The sequence below is a fragment of the Janthinobacterium lividum genome (assembly GCF_011601275.1).
In the GTDB taxonomy this organism is placed as follows: domain Bacteria; phylum Pseudomonadota; class Gammaproteobacteria; order Burkholderiales; family Burkholderiaceae_D; genus Janthinobacterium; species Janthinobacterium lividum_E.
The window spans coordinates 83,741-103,275 of the sequence record NZ_JAAOLY010000011.1 but is presented as its reverse complement, the minus strand read 5'-3'; the positions used below and the strand labels follow the sequence as shown (position 1 = coordinate 103,275).

Here is a 19,535-nt window from a genome sequence, read left to right as displayed (position 1 = left end):
CGCGGATTACATGAGCAATCCGCGCCGTTTTTTATTGCGCTGCCGTCGTTATTGCTTCAGCAGCGGCCCCAGGTATTTACCTGTCACGCTGGCCGGGTTCAGGGACACGTCTTCCGGCGTGCCCGTGGCGATGATCTGGCCGCCGCCGGCCCCGCCTTCCGGACCCAGGTCGACGATCCAGTCGGCCGTCTTGATGACGTCGAGGTTGTGCTCGATGATCACCAAAGTGTTGCCCTGGTCGCGCAGGCGATGGATGACTTTCAGCAGCAAGTCGATGTCATGGAAGTGCAAGCCCGTCGTCGGTTCATCGAGGATGTACAGGGTGCGGCCCGTGTCGCGCTTGGACAGTTCCAGCGACAATTTCACGCGCTGCGCCTCGCCGCCGGACAGGGTGGTGGCGCTCTGGCCCAGCTTGATGTAGCCGAGGCCCACGTCGAGCAGGGTTTGCAGCTTGCGCGCGATCAGGGGTACGGGCTTGAAGAATTCATGCGCCTCTTCCACCGTCATGCCCAGCACTTCCGTGATGTTCTTGCCCTTGTATTGCACTTCCAGGGTTTCGCGGTTGTAGCGCTTGCCGTGGCACACATCGCATGGCACGTAGACGTCAGGCAAGAAATGCATCTCGACCTTGATCACGCCATCGCCCTGGCACGCTTCGCAGCGTCCGCCCTTTACGTTGAACGAGAAGCGGCCTGCGCTGTAGCCGCGTTCCTTGGCCGTCGGTACCGTGGAGAACAAATCGCGGATAGGCGTAAACAAGCCCGTGTACGTGGCGGGATTGGAGCGCGGCGTGCGGCCGATAGGCGCCTGGTCGACGGAAATGACCTTGTCGAAGTGTTCCAGACCGCTGATCGACTCGTGTGGCGCCGGTTCCGTCTGCGAACCGTACAAATGGCGCGACAGGGCCGGATACAGGGTATCGTTGACGAGCGACGATTTGCCCGAGCCGGATACGCCCGTCACGCACGTCATCAAGCCCACCGGCAAGCTCAGCGACACCTTTTTCAGGTTATTGCCCGTCGCGCCAGTAATGACCAGTTGCTTTTCCGGATTGCTGGCATGACGCTTGGCTGGCACGGCGATTTTCAGCTTGCCGTTCAGGTACTGCGCCGTCAGCGATTTCTTGTTCTTGAGAATGTCTTGCAGGGTGCCTTCGGCGATGATCTCGCCGCCGTGCACACCCGCGCCGATACCCATGTCGACGATGTAGTCGGCCGTGCGGATGGCGTCTTCGTCATGCTCGACCACCAGCACGCTGTTGCCGATGTCGCGCAAGTGTTTCAAGGTTTCGATCAGTCGGTCATTATCGCGCTGGTGCAAGCCGATCGACGGTTCATCGAGCACATACATGACGCCCGTCAAACCGGAGCCGATTTGCGACGCTAGGCGGATGCGTTGTGCTTCGCCGCCGGAGAGCGTGTCGGCGCTGCGGTCCAGCGACAGATAGTCGAGGCCCACATTGTTGAGGAATTTCAGGCGCGAAATGATTTCCTTGACCACGCGGTCGGCGATCTCTTTCTTGGCGCCCGTCAGTTTCAGCTTTTCAAAGAATTCCAGGGTCTCGCGCAGCGGTTTTCCCGCCACTTCATAGATGGCGCGCTGCTGCTTGCCCGTGCCGACCTTGACGAAGCGCGCTTCCACGCGCAGGCGCGCGCCATCGCATGAAGGGCAGCATTTTTCATTGATGAACTTGGCCAGTTCTTCCTTGACGGCCATCGAATCCGTCTCGCGGTAACGGCGCTGCAGATTGTTGACCACTCCTTCGAACGTGTGTTCCTTGATGACGGTGCGGCCGCGTTCGTTGACATAGGTAAATGGAATCACTTGCTTGCCGGAACCGTACAACACGGCTTGCTGTGAATTCAAGTCCAGCTGCTCGAACGGCATGTCCAGGTCGAACTCGTAATACGCGGCCAGGTTCGACAGCATCTGGAAATAAAACTGGTTGCGGCGGTCCCAGCCCTTGACAGCGCCCGAGGCGAGCGACAGGTTCGGGAACGCGACGATGCGTTTCGGGTCAAAGAATTCAATGTGTCCCAAACCGTCGCATTCCGGACAGGCGCCCATGGGGTTGTTGAACGAGAACAGACGCGGTTCCAGTTCCTGCAGGGAATAACCGCACACATTGCAGGCGAACTTGTTGGAGTACACGTGCTCCTGGGCCGACTGCATTTCGTAGGCAATGGCGCGGCCATCGGCCAGGCGCAGTGCCGTCTCGAAACTTTCCGCCAGGCGCTGCTTGATCTCCTGGTTCACCTTGACCCGGTCGATGACGACGTCGATCGTGTGTTTTTCCGTTTTCTTCAGTTTCGGAAGGTCATCGACTTCATAGATCTTGGCCGCATGCGTGCCGCTCTGCACGCGAAAGCGCACGAAGCCCTGCGCCTGCATCTGCTCGAACAGGTCCACGTGTTCGCCCTTGCGGTTGGCAACGACGGGCGCCAGTATCATCAGCTTGGTGTCTTCCGGCATGGCCAGCACGGCATCGACCATTTGCGACACGGATTGGGCGGCCAGCGCGTTTTCCGGATGGTCGGGGCAGTACGGCGTGCCCACGCGCGCATACAGCAGGCGCAGATAATCGTGGATTTCCGTCACGGTGCCGACCGTCGAGCGCGGGTTGTGCGAAGTTGCCTTCTGTTCGATGGAGATGGCGGGCGACAAGCCTTCGATCAGGTCGACGTCGGGCTTTTCCATCAGTTGCAGGAATTGGCGTGCGTAGGCCGACAGCGACTCGACATAGCGGCGCTGGCCTTCCGCGTACAAGGTGTCGAAGGCCAGCGAAGACTTGCCGGAGCCGGATAAGCCGGTAATCACGATCAGCTTATTGCGCGGCAAATCGAGATTGATATTCTTGAGGTTATGCGTGCGAGCGCCGCGAATGCGGATCTGTTCCATGTGATTGCCTTGCTTTCAGTGAGTGGTGCGGCCGGCGCGTTGTGCCTGGGTGCAGATGAGGAGCCACAACGGGTCAACCTGTAACTATAGCCGGGTTTTGCTCTGCATGCCTGAGGCGTCCATGGGCGGATTGCGCCGCCAGGCGAACGTGCCCCGACAAAGTTTGATGCAGATGCGTACTGACGTTTGAATACTGTATATAATACCAGTATTCAAGTTTCTTGTTTTCCTCTGCCGTGAAAAAAACGTGCTGCCGCACGGGAGATGGCGTCCGCCAGAAAGCGGGTGCTTTGCGCCGCGTGGTCGCTTATAATCCTCGTTTAGTACACTAAACTAACGCGCGGGACACCGGCTCCCGCTGCAGTTCATCAGGAGTTATTCATGGCATCAGTCAACAAAGTCATCATCGTCGGCAATCTGGGCCGTGACCCGGAAATCCGCTACATGCCTAGCGGCGACGCGATCGCCAACATCGCCGTGGCCACTTCGTACAAATCGAAGGACCGCAACACGGGCGAACAAAAAGAATTGACAGAGTGGCACCGTATCTCGTTCTTCGGCCGCCTGGCCGAAATCGTCGGCCAATACCTGAAAAAAGGTTCGTCCGTCTACGTCGAAGGCCGTCTGCAAACCCGTAAATACACGGACAAGGACGGTGTCGAGAAGTACGCAACCGACATCATCGCGGAACAGATGCAAATGCTGGGCGGCCGTTCCGGCATGGGCGGCGACGCCGGCGGTGGCGATGACAGCTACGGTGGCGGCGGTGGTGGCGGCTACGACGCCCCGGCCCCGCGCCAGGCGCCAGCTCCGCGCCCAGCCCCGGCGCCAGCCCCACGCCCGGCACCGAAGCCAGCACCGAACTTCTCGGATATGGATGACGATATTCCGTTCTAAGACCGGTCATTTCCGGTTTATCAACAAAGCCCTGCAGATCATTGATCTGCAGGGCTTTTTTGTTTGCACAATGGTTTGCGGTATTGGTTTGGCAATCCGTTTTTGTAATCGGTAAATGAATGTATATAACTTGAGACTTCTTTACGTAACAGTGCTTCATCATTGACCTGCACGATATTCGGTAAAAACAAGCCGAGTGCGTACAGGCACGCGCATGCAAAGAGCCGGACAGCCGTTCCTGCAATCGCCATCGTCATTGACACCACTACCACTCAACGCTGGCATGACATCACGGTTGGCCTGAATTGCTTATCAGGCCATCTCTACGTGTTGCAATGCTCAAGCAACAGAGAAGAGTGCAGCATAGCTGCGGCAAAGGTAATTGGCGCGATAAAAATCTGCATCCTTCAATCCTCCATCTTTCAGAAGCGGACGCGGTTGGCAATATCGCCGGCATCGCGATTATTTGCCATGACTGCGGAAAACTTATCAGGAATTCCCTGGCCACATACTTTTGAATGAAATCGGCCAGCATCCGGTTGAGGCTGCATCGGATACTCTTCAACGGCAGCGACTCCGCTTAAAGGCCGATATCCGAGAGTACGGGCGATCAGCAGAAGGTAGGCGAAGAGGAAATCACGCATTCTGCCTATGGCATCGGATCTTGCTGAGGTACGCAAGGAAGGTGCGGTATCGTGTACCGCTATTCCTGAAATGCGATGGTCTTTTTTATGGGCATGGAAAAGAATTCCGGATTTGACGAGAAATAGTGAATGAATTCAATGGATGGGAAATGGCTGCCCGATCGCTAATGGCATAATTTTTTGAATTTGAGAAAATAATGAAACTTGGTCCATATTAATAAAAAGCATATCGTTATAAAAAAAACTCACTTGTTACTACATGGAAATGCCATTAATATCCAATTAACAGTTGGCAAAAGCAATAACAAAAAATTGAAGAATTTATGACTGGCCATCTGGTTGGTTATTAATCGGTGGAGACTTCCGTTTAAGTCTGGAACGTAATGAGATGAGGAAATTAATGGCAATTCGTGAATTGGCTGTAGAAGAGTTTGAGGTTGCAAGTGGCGCTGCTATGTGCAATGACATATATACCGCCTTCACTGGTGGATTCGGTGCGGCGCTTGGTGCCAGCGGCGGACCTGCTGGCGCTATCGTTGGCGGAACCGTCGGCGCCGCCCTCGGTGGCTGGCTTGGCGGGAAATTTTGTGGTTGATGCTCTGAATTAACATGATGGGTTGTTTTCTGATATTTCATCAGGGATCAACCCATTTGGGTAATTGATAACGCGATAAGCGCAATAGAATAATAAAATAGAAATTCTTGGAAATAATGGCGTCGGTCGCAGAAAAAAATACTTTTCGCGCTGAAGTCTTGTCGGGAAATAGCTCCGGCGACTTTGGTGAAATTCGCGTATTACATTCGATATCAGGCTGGGCCATCACGGCTGCCGCCATGAGCATGGCACTGGCGCTGTTGCTGCTCATCGCCTACGGCACGGTGGCTAAAAATGTCCCGGTCGCCGGCGTCACCGAAACGCCGGCATCCGGCCCGACAGGCGCTGCGGTCATGGCCACTGTGTTTGTCCCGGTCATGCACGCGGCAGCCATTACCCCTGGTCAACGCGTCAAGCTGCATTACGACGCCTACCCTTATCAAAAGTATGGTTTGCAGACCGGCATCGTGCGTACGGTTGACACCGGTTTTCTATACGCCAGCGGTTTACCGGCGGGCGTGCAGGCCAAACTGCGCAGCACAGCAAATAGCCGCCATCCCGACACCATCACTTACCGACGCATGACGCTGACGCTGTTAACGCCTGAAATGCGGGAAAACGGCCATGTGCAACAGATTCCTGCGGGGCTGTTGCTAGAGGTCAATTTGCCGCAAGCGCCTACCCCGCTATCCCGATGGCTGTTAGGAAATCGTACATGAAACAGCGCATCGTGCTACAGGGCGAATCCAGCGAGTGCGGTCTGGCGTGTCTGGCAATGATTTCCTCTTATCATGGGAAAATCTATGACATGCCCGGCATGCGGCGTCAATTCGTCACCAGCCAACGGGGTGCCAGTGCGGCAGAGCTGATCAGGCATGCCAGCACCCTGGAACTGGCCGCGCGCGCGCTGCGGCTGGAGCTCGAAGATCTTGCAGAATTGAAATTGCCTTGTATCCTGCATTGGAATTTGAACCATTTCGTGGTGCTGACACGCGTGCTGCGCGGTGCCCGCGGCGTCATCGTGTTCGATCCTGCGCTAGGAGAACGTCGGCTGTCGCTGGCACAGGTGTCAGCATCCTTTACCGGCGTCGCGTTGGAATTCACGCCGACCCCACGCTTCGAGTACGACGATCACACGACGTCGCTGTCGCTGCGCAGCCTGATCGGCCCGGTTCGCGGGCTGCGGCGCGCGACGTTGCAACTGCTTTTATGGTCGGCCGCACTGGAGTTGTTTGCCGTGGTGCTGCCCATCTTCAATCAAGTCGTCATCGACGAGGTCATCTTGTCGGGCAACCGCCCTTTTCTGACGACGCTGTTCTGCGCCTTTCTGCTGCTGATCGCGATCTATACAGCCATCGACTATGCGCGTTCCCGCTTCTTGATGCGCTGGAGCTTCGAGGTGAATCTGCAATGGGTGGCGCGCGTGTTTAGTCACCTGACGCGCTTGCCGGTCGCCTACTTTGAGAAGCATCACCTGGGGGATATCAGCTCGCGTTTCGAGAGCATCACGGTCATGCAAAACACCCTCACCAGCCTGATGCTGGAGACGGTACTGGACCTGATGTTGGCACTACTGTCGCTGACAGTCTTGTTCGTCTACTCCGGGCAACTGGCCCTGCTCACATTGGGATGCATGCTCGTGTATGGCGTAATGCGCGAGCTTATGCAGGAACCCTTGCGCAACGCCACCAATGATGGCTTGCTGATGCACGCCAGGGAGCGCAGCTATTTCCTCGAGACGCTACGCTCGATGACAGCGATCCGTCTATATGGGCAGGAAAGCGACCGCAGTGCGCGCTGGCTGAACCTGAAGCAAGATGCTGCCAATTGTGAGGCTCGGCGGCAACGCATCATCGCGCTGGCCAAGGTCCTCAACACGGCAATTTTCAGCGTGCAAGCGCTGGGGATATTCTATCTGGGCGCAGGTCTGGTGATGGATCAGGTCATGAGCGTCGGCATGCTGATGGCTTGCAGCATGTATGCCATGATTTTCTCGAGCCGTGCGACGCGCCTGATCAATCTGTTCGCGGATCTGAACGTGACCCGGCTGCATGCGGAACGCCTGAGTGGCATTGTCCACGAAGCAACGGAGCCAGCGCAGCCTGGACCCATCGACCTGAGTCAGGCACGCGGCGCCATCACGCTCAAGCAGGTGCGCTTCCGCTACTCGTTAGCCGACCCGTGGATTGTCGATGGCGTCGATTTGCACATCATGGCCGGCGAAAGCGTGGTGCTGACTGGGGCCAGCGGCTGCGGCAAGACCACGCTATGCAAAATACTGATGGGTTTGCTGGAGCCGACCGAGGGCGAGATGCTGGTGGACGGTGTACCTGTGACCACGCTAGGCCTGGCAAACTACCGTAAGCTCGTTGGCGCAGTCATGCAGGACGATACCTTGCAGCAGGGTTCGGTCGCGGACAACATCAGCTTTTTCGCCCGTGACGCCGAGCCAGAACGGATACGCGAGTGCGCACGACAGGCGGCGATTAACAGTGACATCATGGCGATGCCGATGACGTATCAAACACTGGTCGGCGAAACGGGGAATGTGTTCTCCGGAGGCCAGAAGCAGCGCATCCTGCTGGCGCGCGCGCTGTACAAGCAACCGCGTATCCTCGCGCTGGATGAAGCCACCAGCCATCTCGACAATGACAACGAGCGGCGCATTAGCCGGGTGGTTCGGCAACTGCGCTTGACGCGAATCATTGTTGCCCATCGCTCTGGAGCCATCGCTGATGGCGACCGCCTCTTCGAGGTACGCGGTGGCAAGCTGTACGAGCGCTCCCCAACGATCACCGGTCTGGAACCGGCCGCCAGCTAGGCGCCAATTGACCAGGCAGTTGCCCCATTTCTTTTTTTCCATGGACTAAACACATGACTACTTCCAATACCCGTACGCCGCTTTCGTTAACGCCGGAGCGCGCAACATTCAATGCCTTGTTTAGCCGGGCGATCACCGAACCGCGAAAATTGTTCGCGTCGCTGGACGCCTATCCTACCTGGCTGGCGCCGCTGTTGCTACTCACCTTGAGCACGGCGGCCGTCTCGGCCTGGTACTACAGCGTGGTGGATTTCGACTGGCTCAAGGAACAAGCACTGCTGAACATCGCCGACGTGAATGTGCGTGAAACCGCTCGCCTTGCCATCCAGCGGTCGATGCTGCTGACCAGCGCCTTGATGCACGACTTGCTGCTGATGCCGCTCGGATGGGCGCTGATGGCGCTCTACCTGTTTGGCGTTTCCAAACTGCTGTCGTTCAACCGCTCCTTCCGCCAATGGTTTGCCCTCGTGGTGTGGAGTAATATGCCGCATTTTCTGCTGCTGGTCTCCGGGGCGGCACAAATCCTGCTGAGTACCGATGGCCAGATCAGTACTTCCCAGGTGCATCCGCTTTCACTGAACCAGCTGGTGCTGCAACTGCAAAGCGGCCCGTGGATAGGTCTTGCGGAAGCGGTCGATGTGGGCCTGATCTGGAGCATCCTGCTGCTTGTGCTCGGTGTGCGTAGCTGGACGCGCCGTAACTGGCCAACCTGCCTGGCGATTGCACTGTTGCCGCCGTTCATCGTCTATGGCGGCTGGGCCTTGGTGATTTCGCAGGGCTTCATCAAGTGAAACGCGGCGTGATGATGACGGCCGTGCTGCTTGCCCTGTTTGCTGCGCCCTTTCTGACCCGGGTGCTGCGTCCGGCACATACCCAGTTGGTCACGCTGGAGCCCGCCGCGCCACGCCAGATCCGCGCTTCGGTACTGGCTTCCGGCACGCTGATGTACCAGCAGCAGGTGCAGCTGTCGTCCGAAGTGATCGGCCGCGTCACAGCCATCCTGGTCCAGGAAGGAGAGCGCGTCACGGCAGGGCAAGCGCTACTGCGCATCGATGATGCGCAGTCACGCGCCGAGGTTGCACAGCAGCAATCGGTGGTACGCCAGCAACAGATCAATATCGACAACCAGCGGCTCGCCTTGCACAATCAGGAAAGCCAGTTCCAGCGCAAACAAACCCTGTACAGTCACCAGATGATCGCTTCGTCGGCATTGGAAGATGCGCAGTATGCGCTCGACCAGGCCAGGATCCAGCTACGCAACAGCGCGGAGGCGCTGCAGCAGACGCAAGCAGTGCTCAAGCAGGCGGTCGACCGCGCCGCCAAAACTGTCGTGACAGCACCGCTGAATGGCACGGTCACGGCAATCGACATCAAAACTGGTGAGACGGCCGTGCCCAATCAGGTCGGATACCGCGGTTCCAGCTTGCTGACCATCGCCAACACCCGCACTCTCATGGCGGAAATCAGTGTCGACGAAGCTGATATCGCTCGCATTCGGGCCGGGCAGCAAGTGGCTATTTTTACGGCCGCACATCCAGACCGGGTATTGCACGGCGCGGTGCAATCCATTGCGCTTTCCCCGCAACGCAACGATGGCGCCGCAGGTAACGGCGCCTTGGCGCGCAGCTACCTTATCAAACTCTCGCTGACTGACGCCGCAGGCGTGCTCTTGCATGCAGGCATGAGCTGCCGCGCAGAAATCTACACGGCCAGCGCCGGCGCCGCGCTCAGCGCGCCGTTGCAGGCCATCCTCAGCCCAGCTGGCGACAAGAGCGATAGCGCCGAAGCCGCACTGGGCGAACGCCGCACCGTCGCATCGCGCCAGCGTGAAGCCGGCTCCGGCCAATATGTGCTGGTCGCGCGTGACGGCGTCGTCACGCGCAAGCCGGTGAAACTGGGGATTGCCGACGACGAACGGCAGGAAATCATAAGCGGCCTCCAGCTTGGGGATGCCATCATCACCGGGCCGTACAAAGTGCTGCGCCAACTCAAGAGCGGAGACCGTGTGGCGCCTTCCATGGAGGCATCGTGAGCGTGCTACTGGCATTGCACGACGTGGAGCGCAGCTTCCTCATGGGGGATGAACCGATTACCGCGCTGGACAAGATCAATTTGACGGTGGAAACCAACGATTATCTGGCGTTGACCGGGACCTCAGGCTCCGGCAAGTCGACATTGATGAACATCCTCGGTTGCCTGGACCGTCCAACGGCGGGACGTTACCTGTTCCGTGGTGCTGATGTGGCCGCCATGAGCGATGCGCAGTTGGCGTCGCTGCGCAGCCGCGAGATCGGCTTTATTTTCCAGAGCTTCAATCTGCTGACACGGGCCACCGCACTACAGAACGTCATGCAGCCGCTTATCTATCAAGGCGTGCGGCGAAGCGAGCGCGAGAGGATGGCACGCACGGCGCTGGCCAAAGTCCGATTGGAGCACCGCATGCAGCACCTGCCTAACCAGTTATCCGGCGGACAGCGTCAGCGGGTGGCGATTGCGCGCGCACTGTGCAGTGCGCCATCGCTGCTGCTGGCTGACGAACCCACCGGCAATCTGGACAGCGCCACCACCGCGGAGATCATGGCCCTGTTTGACGAACTGCACGCCGAAGGACACACGTTGATCGTCGTCACCCACGACCACCACATCGCAGCGCGCTGCCGCCGCCATGTGCGGCTGCTGGATGGCCGGATCGCCGATGCCCCCACGACTATGGAGGCGGTTGGTGCATAACCTACTCGACAGTTTTGGCCTGGCGCTGGCCAGCATTCGCAGCCATGGCTTCCGCAGTGTCCTGACCATGCTGGGCATTATTATCGGCGTCGCCTCGGTGATCGCCATCGTTGCCTTAAGCCAGGCGCTGGGTGACATTATCGCCAGCAATTTCAAGGGGCTCGGCAGCAACAGCATGAGCATACGTTCGCTGACCACGCCTGAACAAGCGCTGCAGGGCAGGTTTAACCGCCTCACCTTCAACGATTACCGCCATATTGTGCGCCACGTGGAGGACATCAGCGACATCGCGCCATCGTTTTCGCCCTTCGGTGATTACGGTACCGCGATCAAGCACGCTTCGACCACGGTGTTTGCCAGAGTCAGCGCCGTCACGCCCAACTATCAGCTTCTGAGCCAGGCCACACCGCAATATGGCCGCTATATCAGTAATGATGACGTCGCCACCCACCGGCGCGTCTGCGTGATCGGCAAGAAGCTGCGGGACAAGCTGCATCTGCCGAACAATCCGATCGGGCAATTTATCGAGCTGGGGGGACAGTGGTTCAAGGTGGTCGGCGTCACCGAACCCCACGCGGAAGCATTTGGCGGCGCCCAGGATGATCAGGCGCTGATTCCATTCTCGACCGGACAGTCGTTGGCGGCCGATCCAGCGCAAATCGATCTGGCGGTGACTTTCAATGTCATCGACAGCGAGCAGTTGGCGGCGGTGCAGGAGCGCACGGCCAGTCTGCTGCGCCAGCTGCACCGGATTCAGCCCGGCGACAAAGATGATTTCGAGATATTCACCGCCGTGCAACTGCAGGAAATCATGTCCCGCGTGGTGGGCTCGATGACGCTGGTGCTGACAGGGATTGTTGGTATTTCACTGCTGGTTGGCGGTATCGGCATCATGAACGTCATGTTGATTTCCGTCACTGAGCGGACGCGCGAAATTGGTATCTGCAAGGCACTGGGAGCACAGCGCCATCACATCCTCGTCCAGTTTCTGATGGAAGCGGCCATGCTGTCGCTGCTGGGCGGTGCCATCGGCGTGGTGGTTGGCTACCTGCTGTCACTGCTGGCGAGCGCGCTGATCCCCGCCCTGTCAGCGCCATCCATCCCGTGGTGGGCGATGACCGTTGCGCTGGGATTTTCCACCTTGGTTGGTTTGCTGTTCGGCATCCTGCCGGCCGCAAAGGCCGCCAACCTGGACCCGATCGAGGCGCTGCGCTTTGAATAAGAACCTTTTTCCTGGAGACAAACATGTCCGTCTTGAACAACCATGCCCTGGAACTGCGCGGGCTCAGCAAAAAATTTGAGCGGCCCGTCGTGGAGGCGCTGGACCTGCGCGTGCGGCGCGGCGAAATCTACGCGTTGCTGGGTGCTAACGGCGCCGGCAAGACCACCACCCTGCGCATGGCCACGGGGCTGTTAATGCCCGATGCCGGCAGTGTGCACATCTTTGGCGTCGATTTGCATGCTCAGCCAGAGGCGGCGAAACGCCCTGTGGCTTACTTGCCAGATGAACCTCTGCTGTATGGCAAGCTCACTGCGCTCGAGTATCTGGTCTTTATGGCGGGTCTGTGGAAGGTGCCTGCCGCCCAGGCAGCCGCCAGTGCGGAGGTGCTGCTGGCCCTGCTCGGACTCGCGCCTCACGCGCAGGAGCTGACGGAAAGCTATTCCCGCGGCATGAAGCAGAAATTGGCGCTGGCTGGCGCCCTGATTCACCAGCCCGAACTCATCGTTCTGGACGAACCGCTCACCGGACTCGATGCCCATGCTGCGCGCCAGGTCAAAGATCTGCTGCACCGCCATACGGCGGACGGCGGCACCGTCGTCATGACCACGCACATTCTCGAAGTGGCCGAGCGCATGGCCGATCGCATTGGCATTCTTCAACATGGACGCCTTATCGGCGAGGGCAGTCTTGATCAATTGCGGATGCAGGCGCAGCAGCGCGATGGCTCGCTGGAAGATGTGTTCCTGCGCCTGACGGAAGACAGTCATGCGACCACTGGCTGAGGTACTGTCGCTGCGCCCGGGAGGCGCACCCTGGCTGATGCGGCACGAGCTACGCCTGTTTGTCGCGGACTCGGCTGCAGCCATCAGCCGCACCCTGCAACGTGCCCCCAACCGGCGCGCGCTGCCGGGGGCCATTCTGGCATGGTTTGCAACGATCTATCTGGTACTGCACGTGGTCGCATGGAGCGCGCTACCAACCCTGCCTTACTGGAAGCCAACGGAGAGTATCGGACAACTCCATCTCGACGGTGCAGCCGCTGCCGTGCTGTTCATCCTGATGCTGTCGGCCGCGATGATACGCTGTGTACATGTGATGTACGGGCGCCATGACCTCGATCTCCTGCTGTGCGCTCCCGTGTCTGGCGCCACCATCCTGCGCGCGCGCCTGGGCGGCGTGGTGCTGGGTACGCTGGTGCTGGTACTGTTCCTGGTGAGCCCGATCATCCATATCGGCCTGTTGACTGGCCGGCCACGGTTGTTGGCACTGTATCCGGCGCTCGTTGCGATGGCCACTATCGCAGCCAGTTGCGGGATGATCATCACCCTCCAGCTTGCCCGCTTGATCGGCCCACGCCGCACCGCCATTGTTGCGCAAGTGCCAGGCACCGTCGTCGTCGTGGGACTGTATTTCATGCCCGCATTACGGCATACCATCCCTGTCAGTATCAAGACCGCGTTATGCCAACTGCTGGAGGACGGCGCCATGCTTGGACCGACAAGCCCGCTGTGGCTGCCAGTGCACGCGCTGCAGGGCAGTCCGGCTGCGCTGATGCTGTTTTGTCTTGCAGCGCTCGGACTGGCACATCTTGCCACCGTGCGCCTCCAGCACAGCTTCCTGCACGCATTGCAGCTGGGACGCGAGCTGCCGCGCCGCAGACCCGGCTTTGCGTTCGGCATACGCCTGCGCTTTGGCCACAGCATGGGCAAGCTGGCGTTGTACAAGGAGTGGCTGCTTATTTTGCGCCAGCCCATGTTATTGAGCCGATTGGCCGCCAAGTCAGCTTGGTTGGTGGTGGCCTTTGTGGCCGCCGGCACCCACAGCCTGCATCCCGTCATCATTGCCGCCATCATTGTGTATGCCACTGCCGCATTGGCCGGTATGCTGACGCGCCTGATTGTCTCCGGCGAACAGGCGTGGGACTTGCTGGCATCCTCACCGGCGGCGCCAGCCACGATCAGCGCCGCCAAGCGCTGGGCGGCTTTGATACCGGCACTGTTGCTGAGCCTGCCTGCGTTGCTGTGGCTGGGTGGCACCGATCCGAAGCTGGGGGCATGGACCGCCATCGCCCTGGCCGGCGCATGCTGCTCGGCCAACCATCTCAACAGTAGCGGCCGGACGCGCACCATGGCTGCAAACAAGCAGGAGCATGCCTCGGCCCTGCACATGGTGACCTCACTGAGGGAAGTGCTGAGCAACGCCGTATGGGTGCTCATGCTGATGATCGCCCACGCGGTCTTTTGAATCATCCAGGAACGATCACACATGTCCATACCGTTACGCCAATATCGGGCACTTGCCATCATCACCTTGCTGCTGGGCGCCTGCGCACCGACCGACCGGCCGGACAAGCAGGCAGGCTATACAGTATTAAACGCCGCCCCTGGCCACGCCACAGCGACGCGCGATTCCGTTGAAGTTGTCGAATTTTTCATGTATTCATGCAGCCATTGCCATGCTTTCGACGAACCCCTGAACGCCTGGTTGCAGGAGCGGCCGGCAATTCACTTTCAACGGTATCCGATAGCGTTCAGTGCACGCGACGTGCCGCTGCAACGTCTGTATTACGCGGTGCAGACGCTGCCCAATCCGGCACAGCTGCATCGCAGTATTTTTGCCGCGATCCATCAGCAAAAACTGACACTCGACAGCGAAGCCGCGATTGTGGATTACATGGTCCAGCTGGGCATCGAGCGGGGCGCTTTCCTTGCCGCCTATCACGCTCCAGCTGTGCAGCAACATATCGATCATGTGCTGGCGCTGCGCCACCGCTACGCGATCAGGGCGGTACCCACCCTGATTGTCGCTGACCGCTTTCTGACTTCGCCGGCCATGGTGGAAGGCAGCTCGCCGGCAGCAGACAGTTCACAGGCAATAGAACACGCCACCATCCGCATGCTCGACCAGTTGGTGGCGCAAGCGGAGACGGCCGTCACGCCGCCACAGGCAGGCCAGCATGCTTCACCATGATTGCCCGTGAGTGTGTATTCGGCCGTGGCGTAGCCCTTGATCTTGCCTTCGATGCCGTGCGCGGTTTTGCCGGCCGCCAGTGCCACGGTTTCTTGGCGGATGGGGGCGCTCCAGGCGGGCGTGATCAAGCAGAGTGGCGCCAGCAGCACGCTGGCGCGGATGGGCACGTGGCAGGGCAGCGCTCGTGCCGCGTGGGCCGATGCGCTTTTTTTCCATTTTTCTTGACCTGTGCGCTTTTTCCGGGCGCGCACGTTTCAATGCGCTGAAAAAGACGAAATTCAGGTAGGCTGAAGCGTCTCTTCTCACTACATTGAAAGGAACGCAGCATGGGTATTTCCGGAAAAGTCGCGCTGGTCACGGGTGCCGCGCAAGGTATCGGCAAGGCCATCGCCTTGCGCCTGGCCAAGGATGGCGCCGACATCGCGCTGGTGGATTTGAACCAGGAAAAGCTGGACATGGTCGCCGCCGAAGTGCGCGCGCTGGGATGCCGCGCCGTCACGTTCATTGCCGACGTGTCGCAGCTCGCTCAGGTGAGCGAAGCGGTGGCGTTTGCCGAGCAGGAACTGGGCGGCTTCGACATCATCGTCAACAACGCCGGCATCGCGCAGGTGCAGCCGCTGCTCGACGTGACGCCGGAGGAGGTCGACCGCATCATGCGCGTCAATGTGCAAGGGACGCTCTGGGGCATCCAGGCGGCCGCCAAGACCTTCAAGAAGCGCAAGCAGAAAGGCAAGATCATCAATGCCTGCTCCATCGCCGGGCATGACGGTTTTGCCCTGCTGGGCGTGTACTCGGCCACCAAGTTTGCCGTGCGCGCGCTGACGCAGGCGGCGGCCAAGGAACTGGCAGCCGACGGCATCACCGTCAACGCGTATTGCCCTGGCGTCGTCGGCACGGACATGTGGACCGAGATCGACAAGCGCATGGCCGAAGTGACGGGCGCCGAGCTGGGCGCGACGTATAAAAAATATGTGGACGGCATCGCGCTGGGACGCGCCGAGACGCCGGACGACGTGGCAGGGCTCGTCTCCTTCCTGGCTGGGCCGGATGCCGATTACATGACGGGCCAGGCGCCGCTGATCGACGGAGGATTGGTGTACCGTTGATGCTGCAATAAAACCGGGGTCAGACCCGGCGGGATTTGGCGTCCCCGTCTGACCCCAATCGGCTAGGGAATGCTGACCTCCTTGCGGTTGTCGCGCGGAACCCGGTCGATCATCTTGTTGTAGGGATCGACGCCCACTTCGAACGGTTTGTCCTTCACCGTTATCGTCACCACGGGGTCGCTGCCCGACAATATGCGCTTGTCCGTGAACAAGACTTTTTCATCCTTCTCTTTGCCGCCCGGCGGGCGCGCGAAGATGGCGATTTCCACCGGCTCGTCGTAGGCGCGCGCGCTTTCCTTGCCCTTGCCGTCGGATTCCAGCTTGGCCAGGTGCAGCTGCATGGTGACATCCCACTGGCCATCCGGGCGTTTCACAGCCGTCGCTTGCGTGACGCGGTTGTCGTAGAAGACGATCTTCTCGAACAGGTCCGTGATCAGCGCCTGCTTGCCCTGCGGCGCTTCGGCGCGGATGTAGGCCAGCAGTTCCGACGAGGTGGTAAATGGCGCCTGCTGGTAGCCCTTGTCCTGCAGATAGCGTTTCAGGGCACGGTTCAGGGCCTCTTCGCCGAGCTCGTCGCGCAGGCGGTAGAACACCAGGCTGCCCTTGTTGTAGTGGATGTATTGCTGTCCCTCCACGCGCGCCAGCGGCAGTTCCTCGATGGCTTCGCCGCCGCGTCCGCTCAGGTAGCGGTCCAGTTCATAGCGCAGGAAGCGGCGCATCTTGTCGCGCCCGTATTCCTTTTCCATCACCATCAGGGCCGAGTATTGCGCCAAGGACTCCATCAGCATGGTGGCGCCCTGCACGTTGGCGCCGATCACTTGATGGCCCCACCACTGGTGCGCCATTTCATGCGCCGTGACATAGAACACATAGTCGATGTCATCCTTGTCGCGCAGATCGGCAATGAAACCGATGCCTTCCGAATACGGGATCGTATTCGCAAACGACTGCGCAAAGCTCTGGTAGCCGGGGAATTCCAGGATGCGCACCTGCTTGTGCTGGTAAGGCGTGAACTCGGTGGTGTAATAGTCGAGCGACTTTTGCACCGAGGTAATCATGCGCTGCGTATTGTAGCCATGCTTTTTATCGAAATAAATTTCGATCGGCAAGCCGCGCCACGCGTCTTTCTTGACTTCCCAGCGCGCCGACAGATAGGCGAAGAACGGCATCATCGGCTGGTCCATCTTGTAGCGGTAATAGCGGCGGCCATCCTTTTCCCAGCTCTTCTGCAGATAGCCGGGCGCCAGGGCGATCTGTTCGCCGCTGGTGGACACCGTCGTGTCGAAATGGATCCAGTCCGCTTCACCGCCAAAGACCGTATTGCCATAGGCGGAGGTGTCTTCCAGCCTGGCCATGCGCTGCGGCTCGCCCAGGCCCCGCTTGCGGCGCTCATTGCGGTCCGTCAACTCCATTTCCTTGGCATAGCCGAAGTGCGGGAAATACGCCTGGTTGTTGAAGAAGCTGCCGTTCAGGTTGACCTGGTCCGGCGCGCCGCTGTTGGTAAAGCCTTCATGCGTGACGGCCACCGTGAAGTCCAGCGGCAGGGTGGCACCGGGCGCCACGGGACGGGCCAGCTTGAGGATGCTGAAGCCCAGTTCCTCGTCGTTCAGCGTCGCCTTGTGCTCAGGCAAGTTCAACCAGTGTGTGTCCAGGTCCGGATTGAGCTGGATGCGCAAGGTGTCGAGCGGCTGCTGCGTCTTGTTTTGCAGCACGTAGTGGCCCTTGATCAAGACTTTGCGTTGCTCGGGATAGATATCCACATCGGCCTGGATATCGGTGATCTTCAGTTGCGGCAAGTCCTTGTACTGTTTGTACAATTTCTCGTAGCGCGCCTGCTTGTCCATGCTGACATTCGCCGTTTCGTACTGGTTCAGCACATTTGTGTTGTAGAAGATCCAGCCGCCCGTGCCGGCCCAGCACAGCAGCACCACGGCCAGCGCGGCGCCAGCTTTGCCGCTCAGGCGCTGGCGCGCCAGACGCACGCGCGCACGCCAGTCGGCGGACAGGCCGCGCACCCAGAATGCCTGCGCCAGCATGACGAGGGCCACGGTGAACAGGCTCCAGTACAGCGCGAACCAGGACCAGCCGGCCAGGAAGTGGCCATAGCCATTCATGTCCGAATACTTGATGGCCGGCGTGCCGCCGAAGGCGTACAGATTGTGTTCGAAGTGCAGCATGCCCAGCACCATTTGCGCCACCATCAGCAGGATCACCAGCAGGTAGCCGATGAACTTGTTATTCGACAGCACTTGCAGGGTGAGGGCGCACAAGGCCATCAGCACGAAGAAGAGGGCGCCCAGCAGGGTACCTTTCAGGTACAGCCCCAGTTCCGCGGGCGCGCCGCCCTTGTAGAGCTGGAAACCGATGGCCGCGATGACGCCCACCAGCAGATAGCCGGCGATGACGCCGACCAGGGCCGTGCATTTGGCCAGCAGAGGCACCCAGCTGGGCACGGGCATGGCGTCGCTGACGTCGGCGATCCTGACCTGCCGCTCCTTGAAGATCAGTTCGCCCGCATAAAAGGTGACGATGATGATCAGCATGAAGCTGAAGCTGTTGTTGATATTTTGCAGCATCAGGTGCGTCATCGGATATACGGCCGTGCCGTACATGTTCTTGCCGATACTCGCCCCGGCGATCAGGTTGATCACGGCGAACAGCAGCATAACGAGGAAGGGCACGCTCTTGAACACGCCGACGGCGTCGAAGCGCAGGATTTGCCACCACTGGCGCCAGGCTGTCGCGGCGGTAAAGGCGGGGACGCTGCGCGGCAGGTGCAGCGGCGCCGTCACGGCGGGTGCGGCGGCCTCGGCCTTGTGCTTGCCGAACAGGCGTTTTCCCGTGCCCGTGCGCTGCGGCTTGAACAGGATCACGGTGGCGGCGAACAGCACCACCGTGATGGCCAGCCACAGCAAGCGGTTGGCCAGCAGGAAGCCGGAAAACGGCGGCAAGCCCGCGTTCGCTTCGGCGGACGTGAAGTAGCGCGTCATGCGGCCGAACGCGCGCATGCCGAACGGGTCGAGCAGGACGGCGATCCATTCGTTGTTGATGTCGCGCGTAAAGGCGCCAGCCATGCCCCACAGCACGAAAAAGCCCAGCACGCCCACGTAGACGAGCAGCATCGAGCGCGTGGTGGCCGCCAGCAGCATCAGCAGCGCGCCGATGAACAGCAGGTTCGGGATCACCATCACGCCAAAGCTCCACGCATACGCATGCAGCGAGAACGCGCCCACGCGCTGCGGGTCGACCCAGGGCATGAGGGGGCCGAGCATGATGGCCAGGGCGATGGCGGCAAAGATCACGAGGCAGGCGACGAAGCCGGCGGCGAAGCGGCCGAACAGGTAATCCCACTTGCGCATGGGTGTGGCGAACAGCATGTCGGCCATGCCCACTTCGCTGTCGCGCAGCACGGCGCCCGCGATGAAGATGGTGATGAGCAACATCGACAGCAGGCTGAACATCGTCAGCAGCTGCGCCACCACGGTGGGCGCATTGCGGTTGATGTTGCCGATGGCGCCGCCGACCTGGATCGAATCGCTGCTGCTGGCGCCAAACGCCATCAAGGCGAGGATGACGGCAAATATCCACAGCAGCGGCTGTTTCAGCTGATAGCCGAGGTCAAACTTGAAAAATTCCTTCCACATGGCGGCTC

The 19,535-nt window shown here is 59.8% G+C and carries 15 protein-coding genes; 12 read left to right on the top strand and 3 right to left on the bottom strand.

What is annotated here, in order from left to right; all coding sequences use genetic code 11:
- Positions 1 to 48 precede the first annotated feature (48 nt).
- On the bottom strand, positions 49 to 2,898 hold the full coding sequence (uvrA, locus tag GYK42_RS17605; RefSeq protein ID WP_166448552.1) for an excinuclease ABC subunit UvrA: 2,850 nt from the start codon (positions 2,896 to 2,898) through the stop codon (positions 49 to 51).
- 381 nt (positions 2,899 to 3,279) lie between these two features.
- On the opposite strand from uvrA, the gene ssb reads away from it, so the two are divergent.
- Entirely contained in the window at positions 3,280 to 3,795 is a 516-nt protein-coding gene (gene ssb, locus GYK42_RS17600; RefSeq protein WP_034754418.1) for a single-stranded DNA-binding protein, read from the top strand.
- A 422-nt stretch (positions 3,796 to 4,217) separates the two neighbouring features.
- Here the strand turns inward: ssb and GYK42_RS17595 are convergent, their stop codons facing one another.
- Entirely contained in the window at positions 4,218 to 4,439 is a 222-nt protein-coding gene (locus tag GYK42_RS17595; protein ID WP_166448551.1) for a hypothetical protein, read from the bottom strand.
- Positions 4,440 to 4,839: 400 nt separating this feature from the next.
- On the opposite strand from GYK42_RS17595, the gene GYK42_RS17590 reads away from it, so the two are divergent.
- The 11 genes from GYK42_RS17590 (at position 4,840) to GYK42_RS17540 (ending at position 15,883) form a co-directional block, all read left to right on the top strand.
- Positions 4,840 to 5,034: a hypothetical protein gene (locus tag GYK42_RS17590; protein WP_166448491.1), complete on the top strand. Its 195-nt coding sequence runs from the start codon at positions 4,840 to 4,842 to the stop codon at positions 5,032 to 5,034.
- Positions 5,035 to 5,150: 116 nt separating this feature from the next.
- A complete protein-coding gene (locus GYK42_RS17585) occupies positions 5,151 to 5,753 on the top strand; it encodes a hypothetical protein (protein ID WP_166448550.1) in 603 nt (200 codons plus the stop codon).
- Positions 5,750 to 7,855 (top strand): peptidase domain-containing ABC transporter, encoded by a 2,106-nt coding sequence (locus GYK42_RS17580; RefSeq protein ID WP_166448549.1) that lies wholly within the window; start codon positions 5,750 to 5,752, stop codon positions 7,853 to 7,855. Before GYK42_RS17585 ends, GYK42_RS17580 begins: the two co-directional genes overlap by 4 nt.
- Before the next feature lie 53 nt (positions 7,856 to 7,908).
- A complete protein-coding gene (locus GYK42_RS17575) occupies positions 7,909 to 8,646 on the top strand; it encodes a Yip1 family protein (protein WP_166448548.1) in 738 nt (245 codons plus the stop codon).
- 11 nt (positions 8,647 to 8,657) lie between these two features.
- Positions 8,658 to 9,887 (top strand): efflux RND transporter periplasmic adaptor subunit, encoded by a 1,230-nt coding sequence (locus tag GYK42_RS17570; RefSeq protein WP_240943648.1) that lies wholly within the window; start codon positions 8,658 to 8,660, stop codon positions 9,885 to 9,887.
- Positions 9,884 to 10,585 carry an ATP-binding cassette domain-containing protein gene (locus tag GYK42_RS17565; RefSeq protein WP_205711446.1) on the top strand — a complete coding sequence of 234 codons (702 nt, stop codon included), beginning with the start codon at positions 9,884 to 9,886 and terminating at the stop codon, positions 10,583 to 10,585. Before GYK42_RS17570 ends, GYK42_RS17565 begins: the two co-directional genes overlap by 4 nt.
- Positions 10,578 to 11,807 (top strand): ABC transporter permease, encoded by a 1,230-nt coding sequence (locus GYK42_RS17560; protein ID WP_166448546.1) that lies wholly within the window; start codon positions 10,578 to 10,580, stop codon positions 11,805 to 11,807. Before GYK42_RS17565 ends, GYK42_RS17560 begins: the two co-directional genes overlap by 8 nt.
- A gap of 23 nt (positions 11,808 to 11,830) precedes the next feature.
- The gene (locus GYK42_RS17555; RefSeq protein WP_166448545.1) at positions 11,831 to 12,589 is read left to right on the top strand and encodes an ABC transporter ATP-binding protein; all 759 of its coding nucleotides are present in this window, start codon (positions 11,831 to 11,833) and stop codon (positions 12,587 to 12,589) included.
- Complete coding sequence (locus GYK42_RS17550; protein ID WP_166448544.1) at positions 12,573 to 14,051, top strand: hypothetical protein; 1,479 nt, start codon at positions 12,573 to 12,575, stop codon at positions 14,049 to 14,051. The genes GYK42_RS17555 and GYK42_RS17550 overlap by 17 nt, the downstream gene beginning before the upstream one ends.
- Positions 14,052 to 14,072: 21 nt before the next feature.
- The gene (locus GYK42_RS17545; protein WP_166448543.1) at positions 14,073 to 14,777 is read left to right on the top strand and encodes a thiol:disulfide interchange protein DsbA/DsbL; all 705 of its coding nucleotides are present in this window, start codon (positions 14,073 to 14,075) and stop codon (positions 14,775 to 14,777) included.
- 326 nt (positions 14,778 to 15,103) lie between these two features.
- On the top strand, positions 15,104 to 15,883 hold the full coding sequence (locus GYK42_RS17540; RefSeq protein WP_166448542.1) for an acetoin reductase: 780 nt from the start codon (positions 15,104 to 15,106) through the stop codon (positions 15,881 to 15,883).
- Between the two features lie 62 nt (positions 15,884 to 15,945).
- Here GYK42_RS17540 and GYK42_RS17535 read toward each other — a convergent pair whose 3' ends face one another.
- Positions 15,946 to 19,527: an ABC transporter permease/M1 family aminopeptidase gene (locus tag GYK42_RS17535; RefSeq protein WP_166448541.1), complete on the bottom strand. Its 3,582-nt coding sequence runs from the start codon at positions 19,525 to 19,527 to the stop codon at positions 15,946 to 15,948.
- Between the last annotated feature and the right edge of the window lie 8 nt (positions 19,528 to 19,535).